23 protein-coding genes are annotated in these 25,832 nt (G+C 47.5%); 5 read left to right on the forward strand and 18 right to left on the reverse strand.

What is annotated here, in order from left to right; all coding sequences use genetic code 11:
- The first annotated feature begins 42 nt into the window (after window positions 1-42).
- Both ACW9JV_RS13075 and ACW9JV_RS13080 read left to right on the forward strand, forming a co-directional pair.
- On the forward strand, window positions 43-1,383 hold the full coding sequence (locus tag ACW9JV_RS13075) for an APC family permease (RefSeq protein ID WP_457335146.1): 1,341 nt from the start codon (window positions 43-45) through the stop codon (window positions 1,381-1,383).
- A gap of 381 nt (window positions 1,384-1,764) precedes the next feature.
- Window positions 1,765-2,535, forward strand: a complete 771-nt coding sequence (locus ACW9JV_RS13080; RefSeq protein WP_457335148.1) for a hypothetical protein — start codon at window positions 1,765-1,767, stop codon at window positions 2,533-2,535.
- Window positions 2,536-2,591: 56 nt separating this feature from the next.
- Here ACW9JV_RS13080 and ACW9JV_RS13085 read toward each other — a convergent pair whose 3' ends face one another.
- Both ACW9JV_RS13085 and ACW9JV_RS13090 read right to left on the reverse strand, forming a co-directional pair.
- A complete protein-coding gene (locus ACW9JV_RS13085) occupies window positions 2,592-4,922 on the reverse strand; it encodes a CBM35 domain-containing protein (protein WP_457335150.1) in 2,331 nt (776 codons plus the stop codon).
- Window positions 4,923-5,146: 224 nt separating this feature from the next.
- Window positions 5,147-5,629: a metallophosphoesterase family protein gene (locus ACW9JV_RS13090; RefSeq protein ID WP_457335152.1), complete on the reverse strand. Its 483-nt coding sequence runs from the start codon at window positions 5,627-5,629 to the stop codon at window positions 5,147-5,149.
- 143 nt (window positions 5,630-5,772) lie between these two features.
- Between ACW9JV_RS13090 and ACW9JV_RS13095 the strand changes: the two genes are divergently transcribed.
- On the forward strand, window positions 5,773-6,432 hold the full coding sequence (locus ACW9JV_RS13095) for a type 1 glutamine amidotransferase domain-containing protein (RefSeq protein WP_457335154.1): 660 nt from the start codon (window positions 5,773-5,775) through the stop codon (window positions 6,430-6,432).
- A 53-nt stretch (window positions 6,433-6,485) separates the two neighbouring features.
- On the opposite strand, the gene ACW9JV_RS13100 is transcribed toward ACW9JV_RS13095, so the two are convergent.
- The 4 genes from ACW9JV_RS13100 to ACW9JV_RS13115 form a co-directional block, all read right to left on the reverse strand.
- Window positions 6,486-7,304: a carbohydrate ABC transporter permease gene (locus tag ACW9JV_RS13100; RefSeq protein WP_457335156.1), complete on the reverse strand. Its 819-nt coding sequence runs from the start codon at window positions 7,302-7,304 to the stop codon at window positions 6,486-6,488.
- A 13-nt stretch (window positions 7,305-7,317) separates the two neighbouring features.
- Window positions 7,318-8,193 carry a carbohydrate ABC transporter permease gene (locus ACW9JV_RS13105; RefSeq protein WP_457335158.1) on the reverse strand — a complete coding sequence of 292 codons (876 nt, stop codon included), beginning with the start codon at window positions 8,191-8,193 and terminating at the stop codon, window positions 7,318-7,320.
- Window positions 8,194-8,311: 118 nt separating this feature from the next.
- Entirely contained in the window at window positions 8,312-9,538 is a 1,227-nt protein-coding gene (locus ACW9JV_RS13110; RefSeq protein WP_457335160.1) for an ABC transporter substrate-binding protein, read from the reverse strand.
- A gap of 15 nt (window positions 9,539-9,553) precedes the next feature.
- Window positions 9,554-11,482, reverse strand: coding sequence for a glycoside hydrolase family 127 protein (locus tag ACW9JV_RS13115; RefSeq protein ID WP_457335162.1), 1,929 nt, complete (start codon window positions 11,480-11,482; stop codon window positions 9,554-9,556).
- A 242-nt stretch (window positions 11,483-11,724) separates the two neighbouring features.
- Here ACW9JV_RS13115 and ACW9JV_RS13120 point away from each other — a divergent pair, with 242 nt between their 5' ends.
- On the forward strand, window positions 11,725-12,621 hold the full coding sequence (locus ACW9JV_RS13120) for an AraC family transcriptional regulator (protein ID WP_457335164.1): 897 nt from the start codon (window positions 11,725-11,727) through the stop codon (window positions 12,619-12,621).
- A gap of 80 nt (window positions 12,622-12,701) precedes the next feature.
- Window positions 12,702-13,811, forward strand: a complete 1,110-nt coding sequence (locus ACW9JV_RS13125; protein WP_457335166.1) for a 5-methyltetrahydropteroyltriglutamate--homocysteine S-methyltransferase — start codon at window positions 12,702-12,704, stop codon at window positions 13,809-13,811.
- Between the two features lie 266 nt (window positions 13,812-14,077).
- Here ACW9JV_RS13125 and ACW9JV_RS13130 read toward each other — a convergent pair whose 3' ends face one another.
- The 12 genes from ACW9JV_RS13130 to ACW9JV_RS13185 all read right to left on the reverse strand — a co-directional run bounded on the left by ACW9JV_RS13130 (window position 14,078) and on the right by ACW9JV_RS13185 (window position 25,796).
- Window positions 14,078-14,503, reverse strand: a complete 426-nt coding sequence (locus ACW9JV_RS13130; protein ID WP_457335168.1) for a hypothetical protein — start codon at window positions 14,501-14,503, stop codon at window positions 14,078-14,080.
- 52 nt (window positions 14,504-14,555) lie between these two features.
- Window positions 14,556-15,038 (reverse strand): hypothetical protein, encoded by a 483-nt coding sequence (locus tag ACW9JV_RS13135; RefSeq protein ID WP_457335170.1) that lies wholly within the window; start codon window positions 15,036-15,038, stop codon window positions 14,556-14,558.
- Between the two features lie 412 nt (window positions 15,039-15,450).
- Window positions 15,451-16,209 carry an HpcH/HpaI aldolase family protein gene (locus tag ACW9JV_RS13140; RefSeq protein WP_457335172.1) on the reverse strand — a complete coding sequence of 253 codons (759 nt, stop codon included), beginning with the start codon at window positions 16,207-16,209 and terminating at the stop codon, window positions 15,451-15,453.
- On the reverse strand, window positions 16,196-16,909 hold the full coding sequence (locus ACW9JV_RS13145) for an alpha/beta fold hydrolase (RefSeq protein WP_457335174.1): 714 nt from the start codon (window positions 16,907-16,909) through the stop codon (window positions 16,196-16,198). Before ACW9JV_RS13145 ends, ACW9JV_RS13140 begins: the two co-directional genes overlap by 14 nt.
- Before the next feature lie 40 nt (window positions 16,910-16,949).
- Window positions 16,950-18,206, reverse strand: a complete 1,257-nt coding sequence (gene hisD, locus ACW9JV_RS13150; protein ID WP_457335176.1) for a histidinol dehydrogenase — start codon at window positions 18,204-18,206, stop codon at window positions 16,950-16,952.
- 19 nt (window positions 18,207-18,225) lie between these two features.
- A complete protein-coding gene (locus tag ACW9JV_RS13155) occupies window positions 18,226-19,098 on the reverse strand; it encodes a carbohydrate ABC transporter permease (RefSeq protein WP_457335178.1) in 873 nt (290 codons plus the stop codon).
- Complete coding sequence (locus ACW9JV_RS13160) at window positions 19,098-19,976, reverse strand: carbohydrate ABC transporter permease (RefSeq protein ID WP_457335180.1); 879 nt, start codon at window positions 19,974-19,976, stop codon at window positions 19,098-19,100. Before ACW9JV_RS13160 ends, ACW9JV_RS13155 begins: the two co-directional genes overlap by 1 nt.
- Window positions 19,977-20,058: 82 nt before the next feature.
- Complete coding sequence (locus ACW9JV_RS13165) at window positions 20,059-21,417, reverse strand: ABC transporter substrate-binding protein (protein WP_457335182.1); 1,359 nt, start codon at window positions 21,415-21,417, stop codon at window positions 20,059-20,061.
- A 269-nt stretch (window positions 21,418-21,686) separates the two neighbouring features.
- Window positions 21,687-23,027 carry an amidase gene (locus ACW9JV_RS13170; protein WP_457335184.1) on the reverse strand — a complete coding sequence of 447 codons (1,341 nt, stop codon included), beginning with the start codon at window positions 23,025-23,027 and terminating at the stop codon, window positions 21,687-21,689.
- A gap of 30 nt (window positions 23,028-23,057) precedes the next feature.
- Window positions 23,058-24,326 (reverse strand): ester cyclase, encoded by a 1,269-nt coding sequence (locus tag ACW9JV_RS13175; RefSeq protein ID WP_457335186.1) that lies wholly within the window; start codon window positions 24,324-24,326, stop codon window positions 23,058-23,060.
- 61 nt (window positions 24,327-24,387) lie between these two features.
- The gene (locus tag ACW9JV_RS13180; protein ID WP_457335188.1) at window positions 24,388-24,987 is read right to left on the reverse strand and encodes a cupin domain-containing protein; all 600 of its coding nucleotides are present in this window, start codon (window positions 24,985-24,987) and stop codon (window positions 24,388-24,390) included.
- A 41-nt stretch (window positions 24,988-25,028) separates the two neighbouring features.
- Window positions 25,029-25,796, reverse strand: coding sequence for an SDR family NAD(P)-dependent oxidoreductase (locus tag ACW9JV_RS13185; protein WP_457336056.1), 768 nt, complete (start codon window positions 25,794-25,796; stop codon window positions 25,029-25,031).
- Window positions 25,797-25,832: the final 36 nt, after the last annotated feature.

Below are 25,832 nucleotides of genomic sequence, written 5' to 3' on the forward strand. Positions count from 1 at the left end.
AACAAATCATTATCCCAGAATAATAAAAAGGAGCTGTTTTGTATGAATGGTAGTGGACAGTTAAAGAAGACTTTAACGCTTCCCCAGGTGGTTTTTCTCGGCCTCGCCTGGAACACACCAATGATTTATTTTTCTGTATTCGGCGTGGCATATGATGGATCGAACGGATTCCTGACATCCGCCTATGCCATCGCCGTTCTGGCCGTACTTTTTACCGGGGGAAGTTACGCGGTAATGGCAAAGAAACTTCCGATTTCCGGGTCCGCCTATACGTTTGCCAAAAAAGCGATTCACCCGAACGTCGGATTTCTCGTAGGCTGGGTTCTGCTTTTAAACTACCTGTTTGCCCCGATCATCGCCGCGATCACATTCGGGACATTCATGCACGCGGAGTTCCCGGCGGTCCCCGCCTTTGCATGGATTATCGGATTGATTCTCCTGCTGGCAGTGATTTCCTCCATAGGCGTGAATTCCTCTGCTAACATCAGCAGCTTTTTCGTTATGCTTCAAATTATTTTCATAATCGGATTTACGGCGTTTCTGGCTTATGCCCTTGCCACCGGCGGCGGAGCAGCAGCACTTGTGTCGCCGGCTCCATTTCTCGCTGTCGACCTGGACCTGTCTGTAGCGCTGGCCGGTGCTTCCGTCGTTGTGTTTTCTTTTCTTGGGTTTGACACGATGACCACCTTATCGGAAGAAACGAAAAATGCTACCAGGACGATTCCAAGGGCGATTTTCATCATGATCGCGGTAGTCGGTGTGCTCCATGTCACAATGTCCTATTTTATTGAGCTTTCCTATCCCGGATTTACAATTCAGAATCCGGATTCCGCTGCCCTTGAGCTGATGGGACTGGTCGGCGGCAGCCTGCTCCGCGCCCTTTTCATGACTGTCCTCATCGCCGCTATCTTTACGCAGGGGCTGGCTTCTGTAACAAGTGTCTCCCGATTGATGTTTGTGATGGGGCGCGATGCGATTCTGCCGAAGAAAATTTTCAGCTACGTCCATCCGCGTTTCCATACACCAGTGCTCAATATCGGCATCGCTTCCGTTCTCTCGCTTGCTGCCATTTTCATTACCGTCGACGATGCAATCCGTTTCGTGAACTTCGGCGCACTGAGTGCTTTTTTCTTCGTAAATCTTTGTGTGATCAGTCTTTATTTTAAAAACGGCGGTGTAAAAACCATCTGCTATACCATGACAAACCTGCTTTCTCCTTTTATCGGAGCCGGATTTATTATCTGGCTGATCGTGCTGCTGGATGTCCCGACCTTAATCGGCGGATCCATCTGGGTAACCGGCGGCGGCCTTTACCTTCTATATTTGACGAACGTCTTCCAGCGTCCGCTTCCCGATTACAATGCAGAACAAAAAGCCGCCTGAATTATTATATTATTAAAACAAAAACACGGCATCTTCAATACGCGGGCGCCGTGTTTTTTTATAATCCGGACAAGCTCCTATTTAAATAGTCCAATATATTTGGTTTATGGACATTTTACACGCCGCCGGCTGCTGAAATGGGTCGAACAGGACAATAGCAACCATTTTCAGCGCTGTTCTCCACAAAAATGTCCCGTATTCTGACTTATGGGACACTTTCGGCACCGAATGGGACGATAGGAAGGTGAGAAAAAAGCACTACCCCTACATCGAATTTCCTGTTTTTATCTTTTTTTCCATTCCCTCTTTCCTCTTCCTTTTTCTTTTTGTATTCTTAATACCGTGTGGAAAATCGTAACAGAAGCAGCAGGAGGGATTACTATGAAACAGGTATTTTTCTTGGTTTTATGTACACTAACGGTAACCGTCATGGCTGCGTGCGGCAGTGATGGGGAAGATGCAGAGTCTTCGGCAGGTGCCGAAGAGAGCGGAGAAGCTGAAGAACAGCAGGAAGAAAACAAGGCGGAGGAAACAGCGGCATCAGCAGAAAAGGACAACGGTTCTGAAAGCACTGATTCGGAAGGAACCGGAGAAGACGAGGCTGGTGGAAGCGCCGACGGGGAAGATTACGAACCGTATGAATATGAGGAAGTGTGGGCGGATGTGGGGCTCGAAGTGGAGTCCTCCAAAGAAGCTCTGCAAAGCGATTATGATAAACTGCTCGAAGCCATAACAAGTGATAGCGGACTGCAGTATGATTCATATGTAAGTTTTTTTCAAACCGCCATTGATACTCAAACAACCATTGAATATCATTATAATAGTTTCATGGATGAAGTTACAGATATGGTTATGGACACAAAACGCGTGGAACTGGAAACAAAAGAGATCGATTTTGTCCGGCAGCAGTTTATTAAAGGAATGGAAAATATGATAGACACGATTGAGCCGATGGACACCGAAATGGAAGGGAAGACTGTGCAGGAAGTGTTGGACGAATTGAACAGCGCGGTCGACGAATCCAATCATTATCAGGCCTTAGGCCATGTCCAGCTTCAGCGCATTCTGGAGGAAACCGGCGCCCTTAAACCTGAAAACGAAGATGATTACCTTGATTTAATTGACGAACAACTGAATGAGGATAAACTGTAAACATAAAAAGGAGCTGCCCCGCATGGCACAGGGCAGCTCCTTTACGTGTTTTCTTCTTACCGCGTCATCTGTTCTGCATCCCTTAGTAATGAATCAGCGGCCTCTTTGGAAATATGCTTTCCCCGCTGCGCGTGAACATGATTGAGGAAAGGCTGCAGGTTATCCTGTTTCAGTTTCGCCTGTAAGCTGTCTGCTATTCCATTGTTTTTGATCAAGCCTTCGTCCGCAAATGTCGTTACATCTCGGCGGAGGGTGTCGAGGGTGATGGATCTGGTGAGGGAGATATAGTCTAGTTCGGCATAGCTGCTGCCTTTTTCGAACGTAATCGTATTATCCCCTTCGTTTAACTCGATTTCGGTCGTTTTCAGGTTTCTTGTACCGAAATTGGGAACATCGCTCATCCATCCACCCGAGTTCTCGTACGTTATCTCCGACGTTTGCCCGTCGTTCACCGAAAGAGAATGGGTGCTTTCAGCATCTGCTCCGTCGGCATAGCCGATTTCCATCGTGTACGCGCCGCCCGCCGGCACTTCGACATCAAAGGTCACGCTGCTGTTATCATAATCAATATTGCCGACGAACGCTCCATCTGAGGCATAGCTGGAATGATGTGTAACAGCATTTTCTATCTCAGCATCTTCTGCCTCCGCGCGGAGATGGAACGGCCCCTCCGGCTTCGTGCCAATCTGAAGGTAATCGACGTCCACCGCGCCGTCCGCCGATAGACGTATGGTGTTACTGCCAGCATCTAAATGAGCTGTCGTCCGGTACGTCTCGTAGCTGGAAGACCCTGTTTCCGAAAAAACCACATCCCGGGTGTCTCCATTTATCTCCAGCAGCTGGTTTCCGTTGTCCGTCGTTACGTTGGCGTACCGCAGCTCTATTTCATACTCTCCATCTTCTGGAGCATTCACCTGAAAATCAAGACTCTCATCCTGCAGCGCCACGTATTTGTTATTGGACGCATGGGCATCAGCATCTGCGTCCTGACCCGGATGTTCAACGGCATGTTCTGCTTCATAGCGTGACATACCGTCTCCAGAGGCAGTGATGGTCAGATTGTAGCCGGATGACTCTTCCATATCCGTCACCGGAATAGTCAGGCTGTCATCGGTGATCGTAAATTCTCCCTCAAACACGGTCGCCGGTTCGCTTAGCGGCGTGTCCACTCCGTGCCATGACGTTTCTTCCACCTTCACATGGGCGGTATCATCCAGAAACGCAGCCTCTTCCAACCCATCTATGGAAAGCACGCCGTCTCCGTCATGACCACCGAAGATTCCCTTTATTTCTTCTTTGTCCCAACTGATACTCACCGTCCCGTCGAGTCCGGCTTCGTCTGTGGCGGCAGGTTCAGTCATCACCATGTTTCCTGACATTTCCCCGTACCATTTGTACGTCCACCATGCACCGTTTGGTTCCATGTCACTGGTTAATAAATTACTGAGACGTCCGGGCCGGTACCAGAAAGCCATATTGGCCGTATCCACGCCAGCTCTTTCAAATGGTGCAATGTACTGGATCATCGCACCCGGCACCGCCTGCTCGGACTGGACACCGTACTCATTTATACTAATGCGGAGCGGCTCGATACCAAGCTCTTTCTCAAGCGCCCTGTAGTCCTCTACGTGCGATTCAATCGCCCATGGCGCCGGTCCGTTTTCATGATTCCCTTCCGGATTCCCGAGCTCATGCCAGCTCATTATATCGGGCAGGGTATTCGTATCTCTTGCATGAATTAAAAATTCCCGGAGCAGCGGTTCATCATACTGGGTGAAACTGGGGCCGATAATGTCTGTTTCTGTGTCCATTTCTTTTATCAGATTGTATGTCCGTTCCCAGCCTTCCAAAAAGGGCCCCGCCGCTTCTTCTTCCCACGTCCATTCCGGTTCATTCCATATTTCGTATCCATAAATATTTTCTGCTCCGGATTCCTTCGTATCCTGAACAATTTCTCTTACTTTCGTCTCCCAGTCCTTCCACCCTTCCCATTGATAAGGAAAGTCCGGGTAGATATCAGGCATCCGGATCGTGACAGATGCCCCGGCCTCTTCAGCAATAGGGGCTATTTCCAGCGCATCCCCCAATACCCTCGTTTCCCCGTTAGGAAAATGAGTGCCTCCCGGAGCCATCTGTGTAAACATTTTAGGCTTGGTCGGATTCACGAGCTCCTGCGGCGGATATCCTTCTTCGCCCAACCCGTAAAGAGCACCCGATGCCACCTGGGTAACCGGCCGGTATTCATGGCCGACATCCACCTGCAGCGTTTCTACATCACTGTTTTCGTTCTCCTCTGCCTGCACGTCTTCGGAATGCATCGGAACGCCTGCTCCTGTTCCACCGACTATAAAAAGTCCCGCTGCTGCCAACCTCAATTTTTCTTTCATTCAGCATTCCTCCCTAACAAAAATAAATTAGAATGATCGGCCTTTCCACTTACTGAAAAAAGTTAAATCCCCCTCACCTCCCTTTAATATTTTCATAATATTTAGAATATTAATTTTCTATTATAATTTTTTCTTTTATAGTAAAAGATTAACATCCTCCGCACACAAAGTCGGTAGTTATACCAAAAGAATAGGTGTAACATTCTTACGTCATTCCGTATGTATTACAAAAAAACATGTCCGGCTCGTATCGTGTCCTCCAGATGCAGGACTCCGAAGGAACAGTTCGGAACCCGGCGCCGGTAAAAGAGCGAGCCGGGATTAAACAGCAGTGTTTTTCCGCTGTACCGCAGCAGCGGCAGGTGGGAATGGCCGAAAACGAGAATATCGGGGAGCTCCGCGAAAGCTTCCAGCGCACGTTTTTCGGTTGTTTTTTTCTCTCCGTGGCCGTGAACAACGCCGATCGTCCATCCGTTTTTTTCCATCCATTGTGTTTCCGGCACAAGCTCCCGGACATCCTCCCCGTCTACATTTCCATAGACCCCTGTCACCGGTGCGTACTGCTTCAACGAGGGAAAAACGTCCGGAATCTGAAAGTCTCCCGTATGAATGATATGATCGGTGTCCGCAAGCTCCTGCAGCAGTCTCTCAGGAAGCGGTGTCCCTTCCTTTTTGATATGAGTGTCTCCAAGGACTGTTATTTTCACCGGAAACGCTCCTTTCCTATGTTTATCACCAGCCGGTAAGAGGATTAATTGGAGTGGATCCCGGGCCGTGAGCAATACTTTTTACATCCCCGGAAACGATAAGGTACGATAAATCCGCACATTGATAAAGGAGGCCGATTACCATGGCAGATAAAAAAGTATTGATGGTTGTAACCAACCATACCACCATCACCGACGATCACAAAACAGGATTATGGCTCGAGGAGTTTGCCGTACCGTACAATGTATTTAAAGATAACGGCTACGACATAAAAGTAACCAGTATCGAAGGCGGTGAGGTTCCACTCGATCCTAACAGCATCGAAGACCGCGCCGAATGGAAAGACGCGGAAGCTGTTCTGAAAAACACCGCACGTTTGAGTGAAGAAGACAAACACGGCTATGACGCCATCTTCCTTCCCGGCGGCCACGGCACGATGTTTGATTTCCCGGATAGTGAGGTTCTGCAGAACGTACTGCAGCATTTCGCCGAAGAAGGCAATGTCATAAGTGCGGTCTGCCACGGTCCGGCAGGTCTTGTGAACGCTACGTACGCCGATGGCACACCGGTCGTGAAAGACAAGCGCGTCGCAGCGTTCACCGACGATGAAGAAATCGAAATGCAGCTTGATACGCACATGCCGTTCATGCTCGAATCCAGGCTCCGCGAAAAAGGAGCCAACTTCGAGCGGGGCGAAAGCTGGAGTGATTTCTCCATCGCCGACGGCAAACTCGTCACCGGCCAGAACCCGCAGTCCAGTAAAAGCACCGCCGAAAAAGTCGTCGAAGTCCTCGAATCATAAAACACTTTCTCACCACGAACGAATCTGTTCCTCCCGCGGGAGGGACAGTTTTTTTATTCTTTCACGGCTCCGGCAGTTAATCCGCTGATAATATAGCGCTGCAAAATCACCGATATGAGAACAATCGGGATGGTTGCGATCACGGCGGCGGCTGTCATCTGACCCCAGTCGAGGGAGTGGACGCCCTGAAACTGCGAGATCGCAACCGGCACGGTTCTCGCCGATTCCGATGAGGTGAAAATCAAAGCAAACAGGAATTCATTCCATGCGAGCGTGAAGGCAATGATTCCCACCGTCAAAATACTTGGGATGGAAAGCGGCAGAAATATTTTCACAATCATTCTGAAAACCCCGCAACCATCCATAATCGCCACTTCTTCAATAGAAGGATGAATTGTTTTGAAAAAGCCGGTCAAAATCCATACGACAAGCGGCGTAAAATAAGCGACATACGGAAGAATCAACGCAAAGTACGTATCAATCGCACCAATGCTCCGCAAAAAATCAAACAAAGGACTTATAATAAATATCCCCGGAAAGATGGTAATAAACAGAACCAGCATAAACAAAGAATTTCTGAAACAGAAGCTCAGTCTTGCAAAAGAATAAGCAGCCGGTACGCCTATAAGAAGACAGATGATGGATGTCACACCAGACACGACAAAGCTGTTCCATATATTCGACAAAAATCCGCTCTCCAGAATGACTTGAACGTAATTATCTATGATGAAAGGATCCGGGAAAATAGCGGCGTCAAAAATCTGGTTTTGAGATTTGAATGAAGTCAGTACCGTCCATAAATACGGAGTAAGATTGATCAGCACAATGAGGATGAAAAAGATCCAGAATAACGGTCCCAATTTCTTGTTCATGTTTCCCCTCCTTTCAGGCATCCATGTTTTTGCTCATGCCACGGACATAAAACCCTATCAATATACCGACGACCACAACTCCAACCACAGCCATCGCTCCGCCTAATCCGAAGTCCAAATATTGAAAAAACACTTTGTAGTTATACAAGGTGAAAATTTCCGTCGCTTCTCCCGGTCCTCCACCGGTCATGACATAAACAATATCAATCACATTGATCGTCTGCAGCGTCGTAAAGATGAGTCCCAGCATGATAAACGGCTTGATCAGAGGCAGCGTAATATGAACATACTTCTGCCATGCACTCGAACCATCCATATCCGCGCTTTCATATAAGTCTTTTGATATAGTCTGCAGCCCTGATATGACGATTAACGTTAATAAAGGAGTGGTTTTCCAGATATTTGTCGTTACAACACTGAGCATCGCAAAATTATCCGAAACCAGCCATGGAATATTCCTCTCAATAAGACCGAGTGCCGATAACACCTGGTTTATAATTCCAAAATCAGCGTCATACATGAACTTCCAGGCCTGTGCTGCCACAACAGGAGCAACAGCCCACGGCAGCAGAATGGATGCCCGGAACAGGGACCGCCCTTTAAACGACTGATTCGCCAGCTGTGACGTGATAAGGGCGAGTAAAAGCATCCCTGCCACACTCCCCAGTATATATATCAGACTTGTCAAAACCGAAGAACGGAACCTTTCACTCTGAAACAGCGACATATAGTTTTCCAGTCCGGCAAAACCGCTGTCCGCATTCGGATCCGACAACTGATAAGACTGAAAACTGTACATCACCGTCGTCAGCAGTGGTATAAATACAATAACGATAATCATGACGAACATAGGTATCAATAAGATGTAGGGTAGATACTTATACCGCATGTTGCAACCCCCTTTCCCGCCGGATGCCGGACACCCGGCGATTTATTTTTCCCTTAGTTCAACTCTTTCAGTTCCGCAGCCAGTGCATCCAATGCTTCTTTTGGCGGCACATCTCCATTCAACGCTTCATGAATATGGGACTGCGCAATATCAGAAACCTGGGCATGGCATACTGTGGATGGGTCGGTCTTGTCGATGCATCTTCAAACACAGTCAGGTATTCTTCCAGATAAGGATTCGCTTCCAGAACCTCTTCATCTTCATACAAATCAAGGTGAGTGCCGACCTGACCGCCTCCCATTAAGACTTGTTTTTGATTTTCAAAGGTGGTAAACCATTTGATAACCTGCCAGGCTTCTTCTGCATGTTCGGTATGATCGGCAATCGCGAAATTCCATCCGCCTACAGCGTTGGCTTTCCGCCCTCCTTCAAAGCCGGGATTGCTCGCGACCCATGTTTTATCTTTAACCGGGGAATCATCCGCCTGGTTCACGCTGTACACATACCCCCAGTTCGGGTGGAAGACGGACTGTCCCTGTGTGAACGGAATGCGGGCGTCATCCGGCGTGGAATTACCTATCGCGGAAGGGGAAACCACTTCGTATTCCTCGATCATATCCACCATAAACTGAAGGGCTTCGACCGCTTCCGCACTGTTTACCGTTACATTCCCCTGATCATCAAAAAAGCTGCCGCCTTTGGCATGAAGAAATTCGGTGAAACTGACAATCAATTGCTCGGAACGTCCCCAGTGCATGGAGAATCCCTGTACTCCTTCTTCCTCTTGAATCAACTGTGCAGTTTCCACCGCTTCTTCATACGTCTCCGGCACATCGCGATCGTATTTTTCCAATAAGTCCTGCCTGTACCATAAAGGGTGGAGATCATTAAACCAGGGAACAGCCCAGATATTACCGTCATATTTCATCGCTTCCACCTGGCGTTCGATATAGTTGGACTGCATCTCCTCTGTGAATAATTCATCCAACGGTTTCAGCCAGCCTGCCTCGGCGAATTCCGCCACCCAGACAACATCAAGGTTCACAATATCCAGATTGTCGGACTTTGCTGTCAGCTGCGTGACGGTCTGGTCGTGCATTTCGGACGCATTGTTCGACATTTCCACGTATTCTACCTGAATATCGTCATGCTCTTCGTTGAACCGCTGCCGAGCTTCTTCCATCATGCCATTAGGATCGCTTTCCAATTTAGCCATGTGCAGCGTCACTGCGTTACTGCCGCTTTCTCCTCCTTCACTTCCTCCTTCGTTTCCTGCACTCGACGAACATGCTCCCGCCACCAAAACAATCGCAAGAATCAGGACAAGACCTTTCATTCGCTGCATGCTGAATCCTCCTTTTTAATAGTCCTTTGCTTCGCGGAGCCAGACTTTCATTTCGCCCGGTGTACGATTTGCCCATGAAAAATACGGAACAGCTTTAAATGTAATCGCCTCTTTCTCCGGTTGACGTGTGGTGTACAATTCATCCCCATGCAGCTTTTCCCGGTACGCTTCGCCGGTGATCACGGTGACGCCATCCAGCTCATCTTTTTCAAACGTCACGTCACACGGGCTTTGATCCGAAATAAGAACCTCCTGAAGTTCTTTGCCGTTGTCATGTTCTTCAAGGCAGTAAACGATCGGTCCCCTCTGCAGCGCTACTTTCCCGATATTTTCCCGCACCCTTGTGTCTGCGCGGATTCGTTCCACTTCCATTGGCAGAATAAGCGTAACCTCATCTTCTTTCCTCCAGAATCTGTTTACCTTGGCATACCCTTTTTCTGTGATATCCTGAAGCACAACCGATTCTCCGTTCACTTTTAATTCTGGATTCCGGCACCATCCGGGCAGACGTAAGGCAAGTGTCAGTTCAACACCCCCTTTGTCCGAATCTATCGTAAACGATACGTTTTCCTCCCAGGGATATTCGGTCGTCTGTTTAACACGGATGTTCTGATCATCCACTCGATATTCTGCCTCACCGGCGGCAAACAGATTGACCTGAAGTTCTTTTTTGGCTTCTTTCCAAGCGTAGACATAGTCCCCGAATGAACTGATAAAACGGGCAATATTAGGAGGACAGCACGCACAGACAAACCAGCCCTGCCGTTGTACCTCTGTGTCCGATAGGTCATTCCTTTTGGCTGCCGCTTCCGGCCATACTTCCACCGGATTCACATAAAAATATTTGGTTCCATCCAGGGACATGCCGGACAAGAGACCGTTATACATCGTCTTTTCCATGACATCCGCATAGGACGCATCCTCTGTCAGTTTCAGCATCCGATCCGCCCAGAAGACCAGTCCCACAGATGCGCACGTTTCTGTATAAGCCCTGTCGTTAGGCAGGTCATAATCAAACGAAAATGCTTCATGATAATGAGAAGAACCGATGCCTCCGGTAACGTACATCCGCTTATCCGTCATATTTCTCCAGACACGTTCACTTGCTTCAGCCAAATCTGAATCTCCCGTTTCCGCCGCCATTTCCGCAACAGCCGTATAGAGGTAAACCGCCCGTACAGCGTGTCCTTCTATGCTGGTCTGCTCTCTGACAGGCAGATGGGCCTGGGAATAAGAAGGCGGGGTCCCTTTTGTGTCTTTCCGCTGTTCGGCTTCCCATTCAAAGTAGTGCGGCTGCTTGCCTCTTTCATTAATAAAAAATTTGCTAATATTCAAATATTTATGGTTGTCCGTTATGTTGTACAGCTTTAACAAGGCCAACTCTATTTCAGGATGACCTGGATACCCTCGCACCTGGTGCGGATCAGGACCGAATATATCTGATATAAGATCTGCGAATCGACATGCAACGTTCAGCAGGACTGTTTTTCCGGTCGCGTTAAAGTAGGCGGCGGCGGCTTCTATCAAATGGCCGGCGCAGTACAGCTCGTGATCATCCCGGAGATTCGTCCACTTTTTATCAGGCTTCACGCACTGATGGTACGTATGAATATAGCCATTCTCCTCCTGCGCCGCTGCGATGAGATCTATTGCTTCATCTGCCTTACGTTCCAGTTCCTCCACCCTTTGTAAAGATAAAGAATATCCTACTGTTTCCAGCCATTTGTATAAATCGCTGTCCTGAAAAACCATACCGTAATATGTTTTATCAGAAAGACCCGCTGCAATTCTGAAGTTTTCCAGTGTATGGCTCGGTTCCACTCCAGGAACATTGTCATTCAGCGTATCCCACTGATAGGGAATAACAGATTCTCTTATAAGCTGCTGACGCTTCTTCCATAAATTATCTGAAAATGTTATATTTGATATTGATAGCGCTGTCATTTCGCTGATCTCCTTTCTATTATAGGTAAAAGAATAAGTGGAATATAATGACCCGGTTATTCATAACGTTCCACCTTCCCCCTTCAACGTTTTATTCCTGAAAGTACAACACAATACACTTGTACCGGCTTACGTGTCATTAAAAACTTATCCTTTAACGGAATCATATCACTACCCCGTGATGATGTCGGTAGTTAATATAAAAGAATAGGTGTATTTTTCTTACTATATACGAAAGGAGAATGCTGGTGCATATCAAAACAAGCACAAAAGAGCCCTTGGAGTTCATTTCTGCCGGACAGTTTATTGCAAGTAAACCGTGGACACATGAAAAAAGAGTCATAGACAGTTATGAGCTGATTATCGGTGTGAACGATACGTTATATATGGAACAGTCGGAACAGAAATACAGCATCGAACCCGGGCAGACGATGCTCGTTCTGCCGGAACTGGTCCATGGAGGTTTTTCCCCCTGCTCTCCCGGCCTCTCCTTTTACTGGGTTCACTTTTTATCTCCTTCTCCTGTTTATCACATCAGTAATGAAGAAATGGATCAGGAGATATCCCCCTTACGAAAGAATCCCCATACACAGAGTGCGATTTCCGATATTTACCTGCCGCGGTATTTTAACGGCGCAGTATCGGACCGCGTCAATATTCTCTTTCAACAGCTGCTTCACATTGATAATTCCAATTATTACACATCCACGAGCGTAAATTATTTACTGACTTCCCTGTTGATTGAACTATCCGAGCAGAATATAACGAATTTTTATTACGACCTGAACGAAAATCAATTGGATCATCACTTAGTGAGAATAATGGAATGGACAAGAATTCATGCATTTGAAGATATTACGGTAGGGAAGGTGGCGGAACAATTCAATTATAATAAGAATTATTTATCCAGGCTCTTCAAATCAAAAATAGGAATGAATTTAAGCGAGTACATTCATTTACTTAAAATGTCTAAAGCAAAAGAACTGCTCAGCCGTACAAACAGCAGTTTGAAAGAAGTCGCAGCAGCACTTGGCATGGAGGACGAAAAATATTTCATGAAAATGTTCAAAAAATATGAAAACATGACACCTACCGAATTCAGAAAAGCGTTTTACCGCACCCACATGAATAATAAATAATAATGAAGTTTTCGTTCATACAGAGAGCAGGGACGTGTTACAATTTAGTGGAATCTTTTCACCAGAAAGAAGGAATAGCCATGAGCACTCATTCACATCAGCCGCCTTTCCGCGCCGATCACGTCGGCAGCCTGCTTCGTTCGGAAGGCATCAAAGACGCAAGAGCGCGTTTTGAAAACAACGACATCGACAAACAGACGCTGCGTGACATCGAAGATAAAGAAATCACAGCGCTCGTCGAAAAACAGAAAGAAGCCGGTCTCCAGGCCGTGACCGACGGAGAGTTCCGCCGGGGCTGGTGGCACTTCGACTTTTTGACGGAGCTCGATGGGGTGGAGGAATATGAAGCCGACGCCGGCATTCAGTTTGAAGGTGTCGAAACAAAAGCCCGCGCCATCCGTATCACGGACAAGCTGGACTTCAGTACTCATTCCATGATCGATGATTTCCGTTTTCTGAAGAGTATTGCCGGGGATCACACCGCGAAAATGACGATTCCAAGCCCGAGCATGCTGCACTTCCGCACGGAATTCGCCGACGGTGTCTATGAGGACCGGGCGTCGTTTTTCCGCGATCTCGCCGAAACATACAAAAAAGCCATCCACGCTTTTTACGAGGAAGGCTGCCGCTACCTGCAGCTTGATGACACGTCATGGGCATATTTCTGCTCCGAAGAACAGCCCGAAGAAGTACTCGGCATCGGCGTGGACCCCGAGGAAATCAAAGGCTGGTACGCCAAAACCATTAATGACGCCATCGCGGACAAGCCCGATGACATGACGATCACGATGCACATCTGCCGCGGCAACTTCCGCTCCACCTGGATCGCGTCCGGCGGTTATGAGAAAGTCGCCGAAACCATTTTTCAGAAGCTGAACGTGGACGGGCTTTTTCTCGAGTATGATACGGACCGCGCCGGCGGATTTGAACCGCTCCGCTACGTAAACCGGCCGGACCTTACGATCGTGCTCGGCCTGATCACATCGAAGTTCGGCGAACTCGAAGACGCCGAAGATGTGAAGAAACGTATCCATGAAGCGGCGGAATACGTCAACCTGGACCAGCTCTGCCTCAGCCCGCAGTGCGGCTTTGCCTCGACCGAGGAAGGCAATATCCTGAGTGAAGAAGAGCAATGGGAAAAACTGCGCCATGTCGCGCGCATCGCGGATGAGGTATGGGGCAGCAAGTAAAGCACATAAATAGGGCAGGAGAAAGCACCGCGCTTTCCCTGCCCTTTTTTTATGCATTGGCCGTCGCGCGTGCGGCATGCGCTCTACGTTACGTTTGCCCGTTCATTTTTCCGCTGAACGTAACATAGAATCGTTCATGATGACGTTTAGGGGGGCGAGGGACACGCAAAAGTGCTTCATGAGCCATTCATAACGACGTTTGACCGCTTCCACAACGTTCTAAACGTAACGAACCCCTGCATTTTCCATTTTCTTCTTCCTTTCAGTTATCGTTCTTCTTCTACAATGCCTCTGCCTATACCAAATAGATTGATAAGTATTAAAATGATTGGGGAAAAAGCGAATACTCCAATTATAAGAAATCCAGCACCCGGCCCAGGATCAAGTCCTTCATTCGTAATTGGAAATACCAAACCAAAGATCCAGAGAATGATAAGACAATAGGGAAACCATAGAAGAACAGTACAGAAACTGATGACCCGGCCCTTAAGCCATATATCTGTAAGGTTTGTTCCTAAGACAGCTCCTAAAATAAATACAACCAAGGTAACTGCAATAAAAATGAGGTATATGTTAGAGCCCAATCCCATTAATCTATTAATCCGGGATATATTGAATATAAGAAGACTTGGTATTGCTATCATACAGCCATAAAGCAGGCTTAAGATATTTAATTTCAAAAAAGTCCGCATCCGCTGACATCCTTTCCAGCTTCGCTCCCCTCTAAGTCGAGGTGTTTACTGCTTAGGCGTCATTATTTAAATGTTCGATTTGTATCGAGCCGTTCCTGCCTTTTTTCACTACCAGCCATACAACTATTTTACCGCTTTTCCACCGGGATAAATCGACGGTCGTTTCTTTCTTCGTCATATGTACCTTTTGAATGTCACTTTCTATTAGATCGCCCTGGGTGATTTTCACCCACACATCTCCACTATCTATCGTGCGATGTATCCGTAAGCTGTCGTCCGGGGTAATAGTAAACGTTTGGGAAGCCGTGCTGTTCATATAACTGAAGTCTGTCGTCCAGAGCCCTTTATTCAAAGTCCTTTCATAGTTCTTCACAGCACCATGCGGGTCCTCTGTTCCTATTTCATTCTCTTCCATCACCGTGTACTCCACACCGATTCTTTCGTTACCAAGTTCCGCGTAGCTGATGATGTCTGAACAGCCAGCAAGAAAAAGTACCGTCAGCAGCATAATAGTAATAGGCAGGATTTTCACCATCACCATCCCCTCCCTGCTTCAGGTTATCTAACTTTCAATCATTTGCTAATAAATACAGTAATTAGTATCTCAACCGGGGTGACATTTGTAAAGAAATTCTTATGTGCACCAAAAAACAGCATGCCGATCACGATACGATTTGGCATGCTGTTTCGTTCGTCGATTGAGTTTTAACTTAAAAAGCTGCTTTATCCAGCGGCGTGCGCTCTATGTTACGTTTATCCGTGCGTTTTCAGCCTAAACGTAACTTAGAATCATTCATGATGACGTTTATGGAAGCACGGAACCACTAAAGTGCTTCATGAGCCATTCATAACGACGTTTGACCGCTCCCCTAGCGGCCTAAACGTAACGAACCCCGCGCCTATCCTGGCCTTTATAGAAAAAATGTATCCGAAAACAGGAGGGCTTCCTAATCTTGTGACTCGAGAACATCATTCAACGCCTTTTTCATCACCACCGTCATAACGACCGAAACAAAGGAGGCTCCATCGTGGTGAGCCTGCTGCACACCTTCCCGGCTCCCTGCAATCGTTCCGATTTTCACTCCAAGCTTGCGGCCTTTCTCATACAGCCCCCTTATCACCTGCTGCACTTCCGGGTGAGCCGGCCCTTCTTCTTTATAGCCCATGTTCACAGATAAATCCGCAGGGCCGATAAAAGCTATGTCCACCCCGGGAACCTGTACGATGTCTTCAAAATTATCCACAGCTTCCGGGGTTTCAATATGAACCGCAACCAGAGTGTTTGCATCCGCAGCATCCATATATTCTTTTCCCCCAAAAAAGCTGTATCCTGCCGCCCGCATCGAATAAGCTGTTCCCCGTTTTCCTCGCGGCGGATATTTCGCACGCTGCACGACTTGTTCTGCATCTTTTCTTGTATTCACCATCGGCACCTGCACTCCAAGAGCCCCGCGGTCCAGCACTTTCTGAATACTGGAGGCATTGTAATCCGTCCGGACGATCGGTACAAGATCAACGAGCAATGCGGTTTTGATCATTTCTTCCATATCCCGCCAACTATAGGCTCCATGCTCGTCATCAATGATTAAAAAGTCATAACCGGCATGCCCGATCATCTCAACGAATGCCGGAGAATGAATGCCCATGATCATTCCAGTCGTATTTTTTCCATGTACCAGCTTTTCTTTCACCTTATTGTCCAGCATGTCTGCCCTCCTCCTGCAGCCAGTACATGAGTACCGCTGTGACCGCTTCCGGCTGATCCACCGTGCTTAAATGCCCGCAGTTGTCAATATAGATCAACTTGGAATCCGGTATGAGATCCGCCATTTCCCGATGACTTTCCATGGAACTCAGCGCATCTTCCCGTCCCGCGAGAATTAAAACCGGACACTCTGCATAAGGGAGCATCTTTTTTGCATTGGGACGAGTCATATTTGCATGTACTTGATACATAAATCCTTCAGCCCCGACTCTTTCGGTCATTTTCCTGAGGTTATCCACGACATCGGCTGCGTATTTATGATGATGCAGAAGGGCAGGGATGAATTGTTCTTCCACCACATCATGAAAGCGTCCCTCTTCTACCAGTCTGAGCTGCTCCTGCCATGTGCTGATCTGTTGCGGAGACGCTTCCCCTGCGCTTGTATCAAGAAGTGCTGCTTTTGTAACTCGATGAGGTGCCCGTCTCATGATCTCCATCGCCGTGATCGCCCCTTGCGATATGCCGGCCAGAGCAAAGGTATCCGGCGCTGTCTGCAATACAGTCGAAGCCATATGTTCAATCGATGAGTCTTTAGTGATGTCAGCAACATATACTTCGGTATAGGTGGACAAGTGTTCTTTCTGGTGTTTCCAGACCCATTCATCACAGAGGGTGCCTGGGATCAAAACAACCGGCTCCATGTTTTCCGCTCCTTTCGCCCGTTTCTACAATACCCTGTCATTATTCCTTTACACGCACGGCCGCGGATAAACGATGTCCTTCCAGCCCCTCGATTTCCGATTGTCTTGAGGCATGCTCCGCCAACGTTTGCACTCCGTTTCCTGTAATCTCCTGATGGGTTACGACTTTCACGTAATTTCCCGCCCAAAGACCTCCGGTATAACGGGCCGCTTTCTGTGTCGGGAGGGTATGATTGGTACCTGATACTTTGTCGGAAAATACAACCGAACTGTCCGGGTTGATAAATATGGACCCGTAGTGGCGGAAAGATTCCATCCAATCACGGCTGTTTCTCACATGGACATGGAGATGTTCCATCGCATAGTCGTTGCAAATCTCTATTCCTTCTTCGAGACTGTCTGCTACGACGACTTCGCCCATTTTCTCCCAGGACTCATGAGCCGGGGAGGTGCTGCTGAATTCCTGTAACACCGTTTCTATTTCCCTTACGGTTTCTTCTGCATTCTGTTTTGATGTCGAAACAAGGATCGGGCGGGCTCCTGGATCATGTTCAGCCTGTGCCAGTAAATCAGCAGCACACGCTTTCGGATCGGAGAATTCATCAGAAAACACGAGCACCTCGCTCGGTCCTGCGATCAAATCAATCCCCACCCTGCCGAACACCTGCCGCTTCGCTTCGGCAACAAATCGATTACCAGGGCCTCCAATCACATCCACCTCCGGCACCGATTCCGTTCCACAGGCCATGGCAGCTACCGCCTGGGCACCTCCGATTGCAAAAATATCGGTAACTCCTGACTGCTTTAATCCATACAAAACAGCCGGGTGGATGCCGCCGTTATAATTGGCGGGACTGCAGGCCACAATACGTTCGGCTCCGGCTGCTTTGGCCGGCGCCGCTACCATCGGCCCTGATGATAGTAATGGGAACCTTCCGCCGGGGACGTATGCGCCGACTTTTTCAATCGGTACAATCCGGTGGCCCATACGAATACCCTCTCCGAATTCCTGATCCAAGGGGGAAAGACAATCCAGTTGAGCCTTGGCAAATCTCGTAACACGGTCCACCACTCTATCAATCATTGTTTTTACTTCTTCAGAGAGTGTATCAATGCTTTCCTTCAATTCCTGTTCTGTCACCCTGAGCGCACGGCTGGACTTACTGAAACGTTCTTCATATTTTTTGACAGCCGTATCCCCGTTCGTTTTCACATCCTGAATAACACCTTTCACGACATGTCCCACATCTTCTGACTGTTGATCATCTATTTGTTCTGCCCGTTTTACGTATTCCACTGCTTCCTCTCCTTCCTGTTCATTTAAGTCCGCCGGAGCTCATGCCGAGTACAAACTGCTTCCGCACAGCAAGCATAAAGATGATGGTCGGGAGAACATACACCAGCCCCGCGGCTGACATCTGGTTCCAGATGACGCCTTCCTGGCCGACAAAATACTGCAGCGCGACCGGCAGTGTGACGGCATCCTGATTCGTTAAAATCAAGGCGAACATGTATTCATTCCACGTGATAACAAAACAGAATACGGTGGCCGTGATGATCCCGGGCCTTGCCATTGGCAGCAGAACATGCCATATTACCCGCATTCTTCCTGCTCCATCAATATATCCGGCTTCTTCAATATCAATCGGGATACTGTCAATAAACCCTTTAATAAGCCATATCGCATAGGGAATGGTATGTCCCAGGTTTACGATAATGAGCGCGAGCGTGGTATCAAGAATACCCCAGCTGCGGAACATGATGAAAAATGGAATCACGTTCACTATCAAGGGGATAAACTGTGTTGCCAGAATCGTGAACATAAACATCTGTTTCCCTGGAATCCGGAAGCGGGAGATGCTGTAGGCAGCCAATACACTGACCGGAAGGGTGATGGACAGTGTTACAATTACAACAATCGCGCTGTTGGAGTAATATTTTCCGAAATTGTAACCGGAGCTGAAAACGGCTTTGAAGTTTTCAAGTGTCGGTTCAAATAGTAAACTTAAGGAGTAAATGTCCTGCTCCGGTTTGAATGCTGTGATAACAATCCAGAAAATCGGCAGGAACAGAAACACCACGATAAGGAGCACACCCATATTTTCCAGCACGCGGGGAGCATAGCGGGAGATGAGATTGTTTCCTGCTGCTTTCTCGTTGCGTTGATTTGAATCCGCTGATTGATTCATTAGTTCCACTCATCTCCTTTCACAAGCTTCCGCATGTAGATTAATACAAATCCGATCGTGATCATGGCAAGAATATAGCCGAGTGCCGCTCCGTAGCCCATATCAAAGTACCGGAACGATGTCTGATACACGAAAAAGTTCAACACTTCCGTAGCATCTCCGGGACCTCCCTGCGTCAGGGTAACAATCGGGTCAAACTGTTTAAGAGCAAACATGGTCATCAGAATGGAAGCAATCAGTATAATAGGCTGCAGCATCGGCAGTGTGATCCGGAATAATGTCTGCACCGCGGAAGCGCCGTCAATTTTCGCGGCTTCAAATACTTCCCGAGGCATCCCCATCACGCCGCTGATAAACATCAAACTCATGAACGGCAGCCAAATCCATACCGCGACCGATATCAGCGCCGCCATAGCAGTCGGCGCATTGCCGAGCCACACCATGTCCGACAGCGGCGGAATGAAAAAACCGATAATTTTATCGAATAAGCCATAATCCGGATTCAGCATAAAACGCCACGTATACCCTACCAACGCCGGACTTAGCGCAAATGGGATAATAAGCACCGCCCTCAGGTACTGAAGGTGTTTTTTCTCTTTGCTGAGCAGCAACGCAACAGCAATACCGCAGGCGACTGTAATAAATACCGTGCAGACAGTGAACACAAGGGTGACCTGAACACTGTTCCAGAATACTTTATCATTAAATGCCTTAAGGAAATTTCCAAGTCCCACAAATTCGCCGATTTCAATCGATTCGGTCAAATTCCATTCATGCAGACTGATCCAGAAGGACCGTATGAGTGGGTAAAGCGTTGTGGTCCCTACGAGAAGAAGGGCGGGAGCCAATAATATATATTTAAAATATTTACTTTCCATTGATGTTCCCCCTAAGACGTTGGGAGTATTGCTCCTCATTTCCTGCAACACTCAGGAAATGAGGAGACGGTACTATAAAGACTTAATCGTAGTAGCCTTCTTCTTCCAACAAGGCTTCTACATCTTCAGCTGCCTCATCCAGGTTTTCTTCAACCGATCCCCCGGTTGCCATATCATTGATTGCTGTGCTGAGGATGTCTGAAACCTGCGGCCATTCCGGAATGATCGGCAGCGGCTGCGCGTCTTCCAGGCCGTCAGCGGCTACATTGTAGAAATCATCCGAGAGCTCATTTAATTCATCATCACGCAGGTTTTCGCTCTGACTGATCACCGGCGAGTGCTGATCAGCAGGACTCTCCTCCTGCAGCGAATCTTTTACAATATCCAATTCAAGCTCCGGCTCGGTCAGCCATTTAAGAAATTCCCAGGCCGCTTCCTTGTTGTTCGACCCTTTCATCATGCCGATCGGGAACGTAGACACATTGGTTGCCCGCTCCTGTCCTTCCCAGGTCGGAACGGTGGAAAATCCAACGTTGCCGGCTACCTCTTCAGCGGAAGATTCGGTACTGTTGAATTCGGCGTAGACCCACCACCAGCCGATCCACATGGCCGAGTTTCCTTCCCGGAAGTCGGTTCGCGCATCCTGCTCTCCAAATGTTACCGACCCTTCCGGAGCCAGGTCGTCTCTCAATAAATCAATATAGCGTTCTGTCGCTGCGATGCCTTCTTCGCTGTTGAATACAGGCTTCATGTTATCATCGAAAATATTCCCGCCATTACTCCACAAATAAGATGTCCACATATAGAGGTTCTGTCCGTTGTTCCCACCCTGGTAATACGGTGTTATCGCTTTCAAATCTGTGTTCTGCGTAATTTCCTGACCGGCTTCTTCTAAATCAGCCCATGTTTTTGGTGGTTCAAGGCCCAGGTCTTCAAATACATCTTCCCGGTAGAATAACGTCTGAACGTTGGCACGGGCCGGAATGCTGCGAATCTTTCCGTCAAACGTGGACAGCTCCATCGATGCTTCGGGAAAACGGTCGAAACTGTAATCATCCGCTTCCGCGTATTTATCCAGTGGTTCAAGAAACTGCTGAATCGACGGCCCCATCGAATCCAGATAAGTCACCAGGTCAAATGTGCCGTCCCCTGAGATTCCTTCTGCTGTTATCCGATCCAATAGATTATTATAAGGAATACCGATAAACTCTACTTCAATTCCCGTTTCTTCAGTGAATTCTTCGCTTCTGGCTTCCCAGGCATTAAATTGACCAATATCGCCTTCTGTTACAGCCACGGTTACTGTCTGCCCTTCCGCAGACTCTGTGTTATTATTCCCTGGATCTTCTTCCGTGGAATCGGAAGAACCGCCGCATCCTGCTATCAACATGGTCAATCCTGCCGTTAATAGTGAGAGAGACCAGCCGGCTTTCACTTTCATTTTTTCATCCCCCTATTTTTTCATGTCATGAATCAAAAATATGCTGCATGGAGTTCCTGTTATTGTCTTCCGGGTGCTGCCGTGTAAAACGGAATGCCTCCTCCCTTTTATTTTGTATACGTATTCAAAAACCGAATAAAAATAAACGAAACCGGGAGAACATCTTCTTCATTTTCTTGCATACGTATTCAGTTGATAGTTTAAGGATATACCGTTCCTTTTCTATTGTCAATGAAAAATGATAACATTGACAATTTTCAGTTAAAATCTTACAGACCGTAATGTTCTATAGCATAAGCTTTATTGAGAAGCAGGTCTTCACGGTAACGACCAGCAATCAACTGTATTCCAAGTGGATGTTGAAACTTGTCTGTCCTGTATGGCACATTTACCGCTGGATGACCTGTCATGTTAAATAAACTTGTGTGCTGGATATAGGCGTCCGCTGTATTTTTTTCTTCCTTTGGCAGCTGCACCTTCTGTCCTGCTGTTTTATCCGGTAAGACCGGAATCGTGGGCATAGCAATAACATCTACCATGTTTAATACCCGCGATACGTGGGTGGTCAGGTGATCTTTTTTTTCCAAAGCCTGAATATAGTCATGCGCGCTCATCGTTTCACTGCGTTTTAAGGATGCTTTGACCGCGTCTCCATAATCTTCCCATCTATTTTTTCTGTTGGTTTTATGAACGCACCCCATTTCAGATGTCACAATGGTTTGTACGGTGTGGAGGATCTCCTCCATGGAAGGCAGCTCAATGTCAACAATGACCGCTCCCCACGCCTCTAAATCGTAAACCGCCTGATAAAATTGGTTCTCCACTTCTTCCTGGAGCTGTGCTTCTAAATAGGATACAGGCACCCCGATCTTCGTTCCTTTTAGATGGCATGGAGGATGAATGGAAATATTTCTATCCTGCGGTGTCAAAGCATTCAGAAAAGCCGCCGTGTCAGCGGTGGTGCGTGCGATCGGCCCAACATGGTCTAAAGAGTACGACAGCGGCGTGACGCCTTTTCGTGGTATTACATCGTAAGTTGGTTTTAAACCGACTACATTGCAGCACGAAGAAGGTACACGGATGGAACCGGCGGTATCCGTACCTATGGAGCCCACACACATTTTTGCCGCCACGCCGGCTGCCGAACCGCTGCTGGAGCCGCCGGCACTCCACGCTGCATTGGCAGGATTTTTCACATTTCCATAGTGAGGATTTTCCGGAAATATTCCTGCCGCGTATTCGTATAAATTTGCTTTCCCTAACGTGATGGCCCCCGCTTGTTCCAACATTTTGACAACCACCGCATTGTTTTCCGGGACGTTGTATTCATCTATTTTGGACCCGTTGGTCGTGCGGATGTCTTTTGTTTCTATGATGTCTTTATAGGAAACGGGGATTCCTTCAAGTGCGCCGAGTTCGAGCCGGGCCATCATTTTTCGTTCCGAAATGGCTGCCTGTTCAAGCGCATGCTCTGCAGCGACGGTAATGAAAGCATGGCAGTCATCGTTCATGCGCTCGATCTGTTCCAGATACGTCTGTGTCACTTCAACAGGGGAAAACTCTTTCTTCTTGTAACCATCATGCAGCCGCTCTATCGTCATATCCAACATACCGCTGCTCTCCCCTCATGACCTTAGTTGTTATGAAACCCCGGTGAAGTTGCCGTCATCACTCGTGAATCCTTCTTCCTCATGTTCCTGCTTTTCCTGTTCATGGGCATATATCTGTCTCAATACCTCTATTCCGTCAAACAGCATCCATTCTTCGCTGATCTTTTCATTCCGGATTTTAAAGTGATTCATGCCGTTAATTTCGATAGGATGTCCGCTCGGCTGACCGAAATACCCTATTCCTCCATGAATTCCCTGAATACGCCAACGCACAGCAACGTCCCAATTTTTATCGGAATCGCGCTTATTGCAGGTAACACGATCGACCATGACTTTCGCATTCGGGACAGATGCGAACAAATTGATCAGCATGCCCTGAATTTCACTGTGACCGACAAGGTCTTTGTTGCAGACATAGTGAACCACAGCATTCTCTTCATAAAACTCTTTCACATAATTGAAGGAGCGACGTTCCCAGATTTTATTAAACATCTCGAGCATGAAATCGCCTATTTCAAAACCTTGAAACTTAGGTGTGTATTGTTTCGGCGGCAGCCCCTCTTCTGCTGTCTCCGAAGCACCAAAGTGGATGGATGGAGCCAGTTTTGCGGTTTGCTTCGCGGTGCGTTTCGCTACTTCCACCGGATCAAATCCTAGCTGCTGAACGAGGTGATACGTATCCATCACCAGCCATTCTTCATAAATTTTATTGGCATGTATCAAACAGTCCGCGGTGGTTCTAAATACCACTCTTTTTCCCGTGGCCGGACCGTATAGTGTATCACCCAGGTTGGTGGCGACAGAACGGCCGCGGTGGGACGTGAAAAATCCGTCTTTATCATTTCCGGACCAAATGATGCTCCAGCCAAGACCCGTTCGGTCTGGAAATCCCTGCAGCGTCTGAAGGGTACCGGCAATCACTTCGTTTACTCCGTGACTATTGATCAGGCCGCGGTGGATCTGGATACCGTGACTGTACGTATCATAAATAAGTCCAATGTCTTTTTCTTTCCAGATCTGCCGGGTGATTTTCACAATATAATCCACAATATTTTTATAATCGCCGAACCCGTCCATGCTTTGCTTTTTCATTTGATGTTCCGGAATGTTTAAATAATCGTTATCATCTTTTGCATCCACCGGTGTTACTTCTTTTGAATCCGCATAAAAAACAACATGATCATGTGGATGCTTTTCTGCTGCAGACGATGATAGAGCGGGTGCCGCCTGTTGATTTTCCGGTGCTGGTTCCACGTGGTCTTCTTTTTTTGTTTTTTTGTTATTATTTTCGTCTGTCATGGAAATACCTCCTCTATTTCGGCCGGCGTCGGAGCCGTTATCTTTTTCTTCTCCGCCTGAATCAGGTTTCTCCCATTTTCATTTTCTCGGCCAGTTGTTTTTCCAGTTCTTTAAAATTGTCCGGGGGAACCATTTTGCCTTTTTCATCTGCATCAAAACCATGCTGTTCTGCTTTTTTCACGACTTCAGGCGCCCAGTAGGGATCTTTTCCTTCAAATACTTTATGCTGCTCAAGTACTGCAAACAGCCAGGCATCTTCTTCATCGACATTTTCGAATCCACGGTACAGTCCCGGCGGCAGGGTAATTAAATCCCACTCTTCGAGAATAGTCTCCCCATCAATTTCTTCAGGACTGTCCCCCCAGTAAAACCGCCATTTCCCACTCATAATAAAAAACGATTCAATATAGTCGTGCGTGTGATATGCCGGGCCGTTATAAGGTGGTGCTTTCACCATCCCGATCTGAAAATCGTGCGGTTCTGTTATGAGAGGGTTATAATCCGGGTTTTCACTTGCTGTATCGCCGATCACCGCATAATTGATCCGTTGATGACCGGGAAGAATACTGTCAATAAACATCAATGGAATTCCGTGTGCTTTCATGTCTTTAAACCGTACAATTCTATCTTCCATGTCGAAATCCTGCTTTTTTTCAGCCATTTACTCTGACTCCTTTCGAACTTCCTGCATAATTGTGTTCACTACCATATCGTCCATCCGCCATCGACCGGGATCGTCTGACCTGTCACCATATCGGACGATGAAGAAGCAAGAAACAGAACGGCTCCGTGAAGGTCTTCTGTTTTAGCAAGCCTGCCCAGTGGAATCCGGGACAGGACTTCCTGTCTGAATGCCTCATCTTCAAACATGGGTGCAGTCATCGGTGTTTCAATAAACGTCGGTGCCACGGCATTGACATGAACATTGTCAGCTGCCCATTCCACTGCAAGGGATTTTGTCAGCTGGGATACCCCTCCTTTACTGGCACTGTAGGCAGAACGATTATAATAACCGACAAGAGCCATTTGAGAAGACATATTAATAATTTTGCCGCTTTTCTGCTCTCTCATATATTTTCCGGCTTCCTGACTCATGAAGAACAGACTTTTCAGGTTTAAATCCAGTACCTTGTCCCATTCTTCAACTGTTATTTCCGAGGCGGGTTTGGCGATATTGATGCCTGCGTTATTAACGAGAATGTCTATACTGCCGAACGTTTTATGAATGCTTTCGAAAAGCGGATGAATGTTATCGGTTTCATATAAATCGAAAGAAAATACAGCTGCCCGGCGGCCCATGTCTCTGATTTCTTCTGCCGTTTCTTCCAGTTCGGACGAGGTTCTCGCAACAAGTGCCGTATCTGCCCCGGCTTCTGCCAACAGAAGGGCAGTGCTTCTGCCAATGCCTTTGTTTGCTCCTGTAACCACCGCTGTCTTTCCGTTGAGATTGAACAAACTGTTTATTATCAGTCCGTCCCCCCTTCCACAATTGAATGCGTATGCAAA

This window comes from Salibacterium sp. K-3 (genome assembly GCF_054052005.1).

Excerpts from the sequence above, each read along its gene's own strand:
- ACW9JV_RS13130 (WP_457335168.1), bottom strand. The coding sequence starts at position 14,503 with ATGCGGACTTTTTTGAAATTAAATATCTTAAGCCTGCTTTATGGCTGT.
- ACW9JV_RS13100 (WP_457335156.1), bottom strand. The coding sequence starts at position 7,304 with ATGAACAAGAAATTGGGACCGTTATTCTGGATCTTTTTCATCCTCATT.
- ACW9JV_RS13120 (WP_457335164.1), top strand. The coding sequence starts at position 11,725 with ATGCTGGTGCATATCAAAACAAGCACAAAAGAGCCCTTGGAGTTCATT.
- ACW9JV_RS13140 (WP_457335172.1), bottom strand. The coding sequence starts at position 16,209 with ATGCTGGACAATAAGGTGAAAGAAAAGCTGGTACATGGAAAAAATACG.
- ACW9JV_RS13160 (WP_457335180.1), bottom strand. The coding sequence starts at position 19,976 with ATGGAAAGTAAATATTTTAAATATATATTATTGGCTCCCGCCCTTCTT.
- ACW9JV_RS13175 (WP_457335186.1), bottom strand. The coding sequence starts at position 24,326 with ATGACAGACGAAAATAATAACAAAAAAACAAAAAAAGAAGACCACGTG.
- ACW9JV_RS13085 (WP_457335150.1), bottom strand. The coding sequence starts at position 4,922 with ATGAAAGAAAAATTGAGGTTGGCAGCAGCGGGACTTTTTATAGTCGGT.
- ACW9JV_RS13080 (WP_457335148.1), top strand. The coding sequence starts at position 1,765 with ATGAAACAGGTATTTTTCTTGGTTTTATGTACACTAACGGTAACCGTC.
- ACW9JV_RS13125 (WP_457335166.1), top strand. The coding sequence starts at position 12,702 with ATGAGCACTCATTCACATCAGCCGCCTTTCCGCGCCGATCACGTCGGC.
- ACW9JV_RS13110 (WP_457335160.1), bottom strand. The coding sequence starts at position 9,538 with ATGCAGCGAATGAAAGGTCTTGTCCTGATTCTTGCGATTGTTTTGGTG.
- ACW9JV_RS13155 (WP_457335178.1), bottom strand. The coding sequence starts at position 19,098 with ATGAATCAATCAGCGGATTCAAATCAACGCAACGAGAAAGCAGCAGGA.
- ACW9JV_RS13170 (WP_457335184.1), bottom strand. The coding sequence starts at position 23,027 with ATGTTGGATATGACGATAGAGCGGCTGCATGATGGTTACAAGAAGAAA.
- ACW9JV_RS13095 (WP_457335154.1), top strand. The coding sequence starts at position 5,773 with ATGGCAGATAAAAAAGTATTGATGGTTGTAACCAACCATACCACCATC.
- ACW9JV_RS13115 (WP_457335162.1), bottom strand. The coding sequence starts at position 11,482 with ATGACAGCGCTATCAATATCAAATATAACATTTTCAGATAATTTATGG.
- ACW9JV_RS13135 (WP_457335170.1), bottom strand. The coding sequence starts at position 15,038 with ATGGTGAAAATCCTGCCTATTACTATTATGCTGCTGACGGTACTTTTT.
- ACW9JV_RS13075 (WP_457335146.1), top strand. The coding sequence starts at position 43 with ATGAATGGTAGTGGACAGTTAAAGAAGACTTTAACGCTTCCCCAGGTG.
- ACW9JV_RS13145 (WP_457335174.1), bottom strand. The coding sequence starts at position 16,909 with ATGGAGCCGGTTGTTTTGATCCCAGGCACCCTCTGTGATGAATGGGTC.
- ACW9JV_RS13105 (WP_457335158.1), bottom strand. The coding sequence starts at position 8,193 with ATGCGGTATAAGTATCTACCCTACATCTTATTGATACCTATGTTCGTC.
- ACW9JV_RS13180 (WP_457335188.1), bottom strand. The coding sequence starts at position 24,987 with ATGGCTGAAAAAAAGCAGGATTTCGACATGGAAGATAGAATTGTACGG.
- ACW9JV_RS13165 (WP_457335182.1), bottom strand. The coding sequence starts at position 21,417 with ATGAAAGTGAAAGCCGGCTGGTCTCTCTCACTATTAACGGCAGGATTG.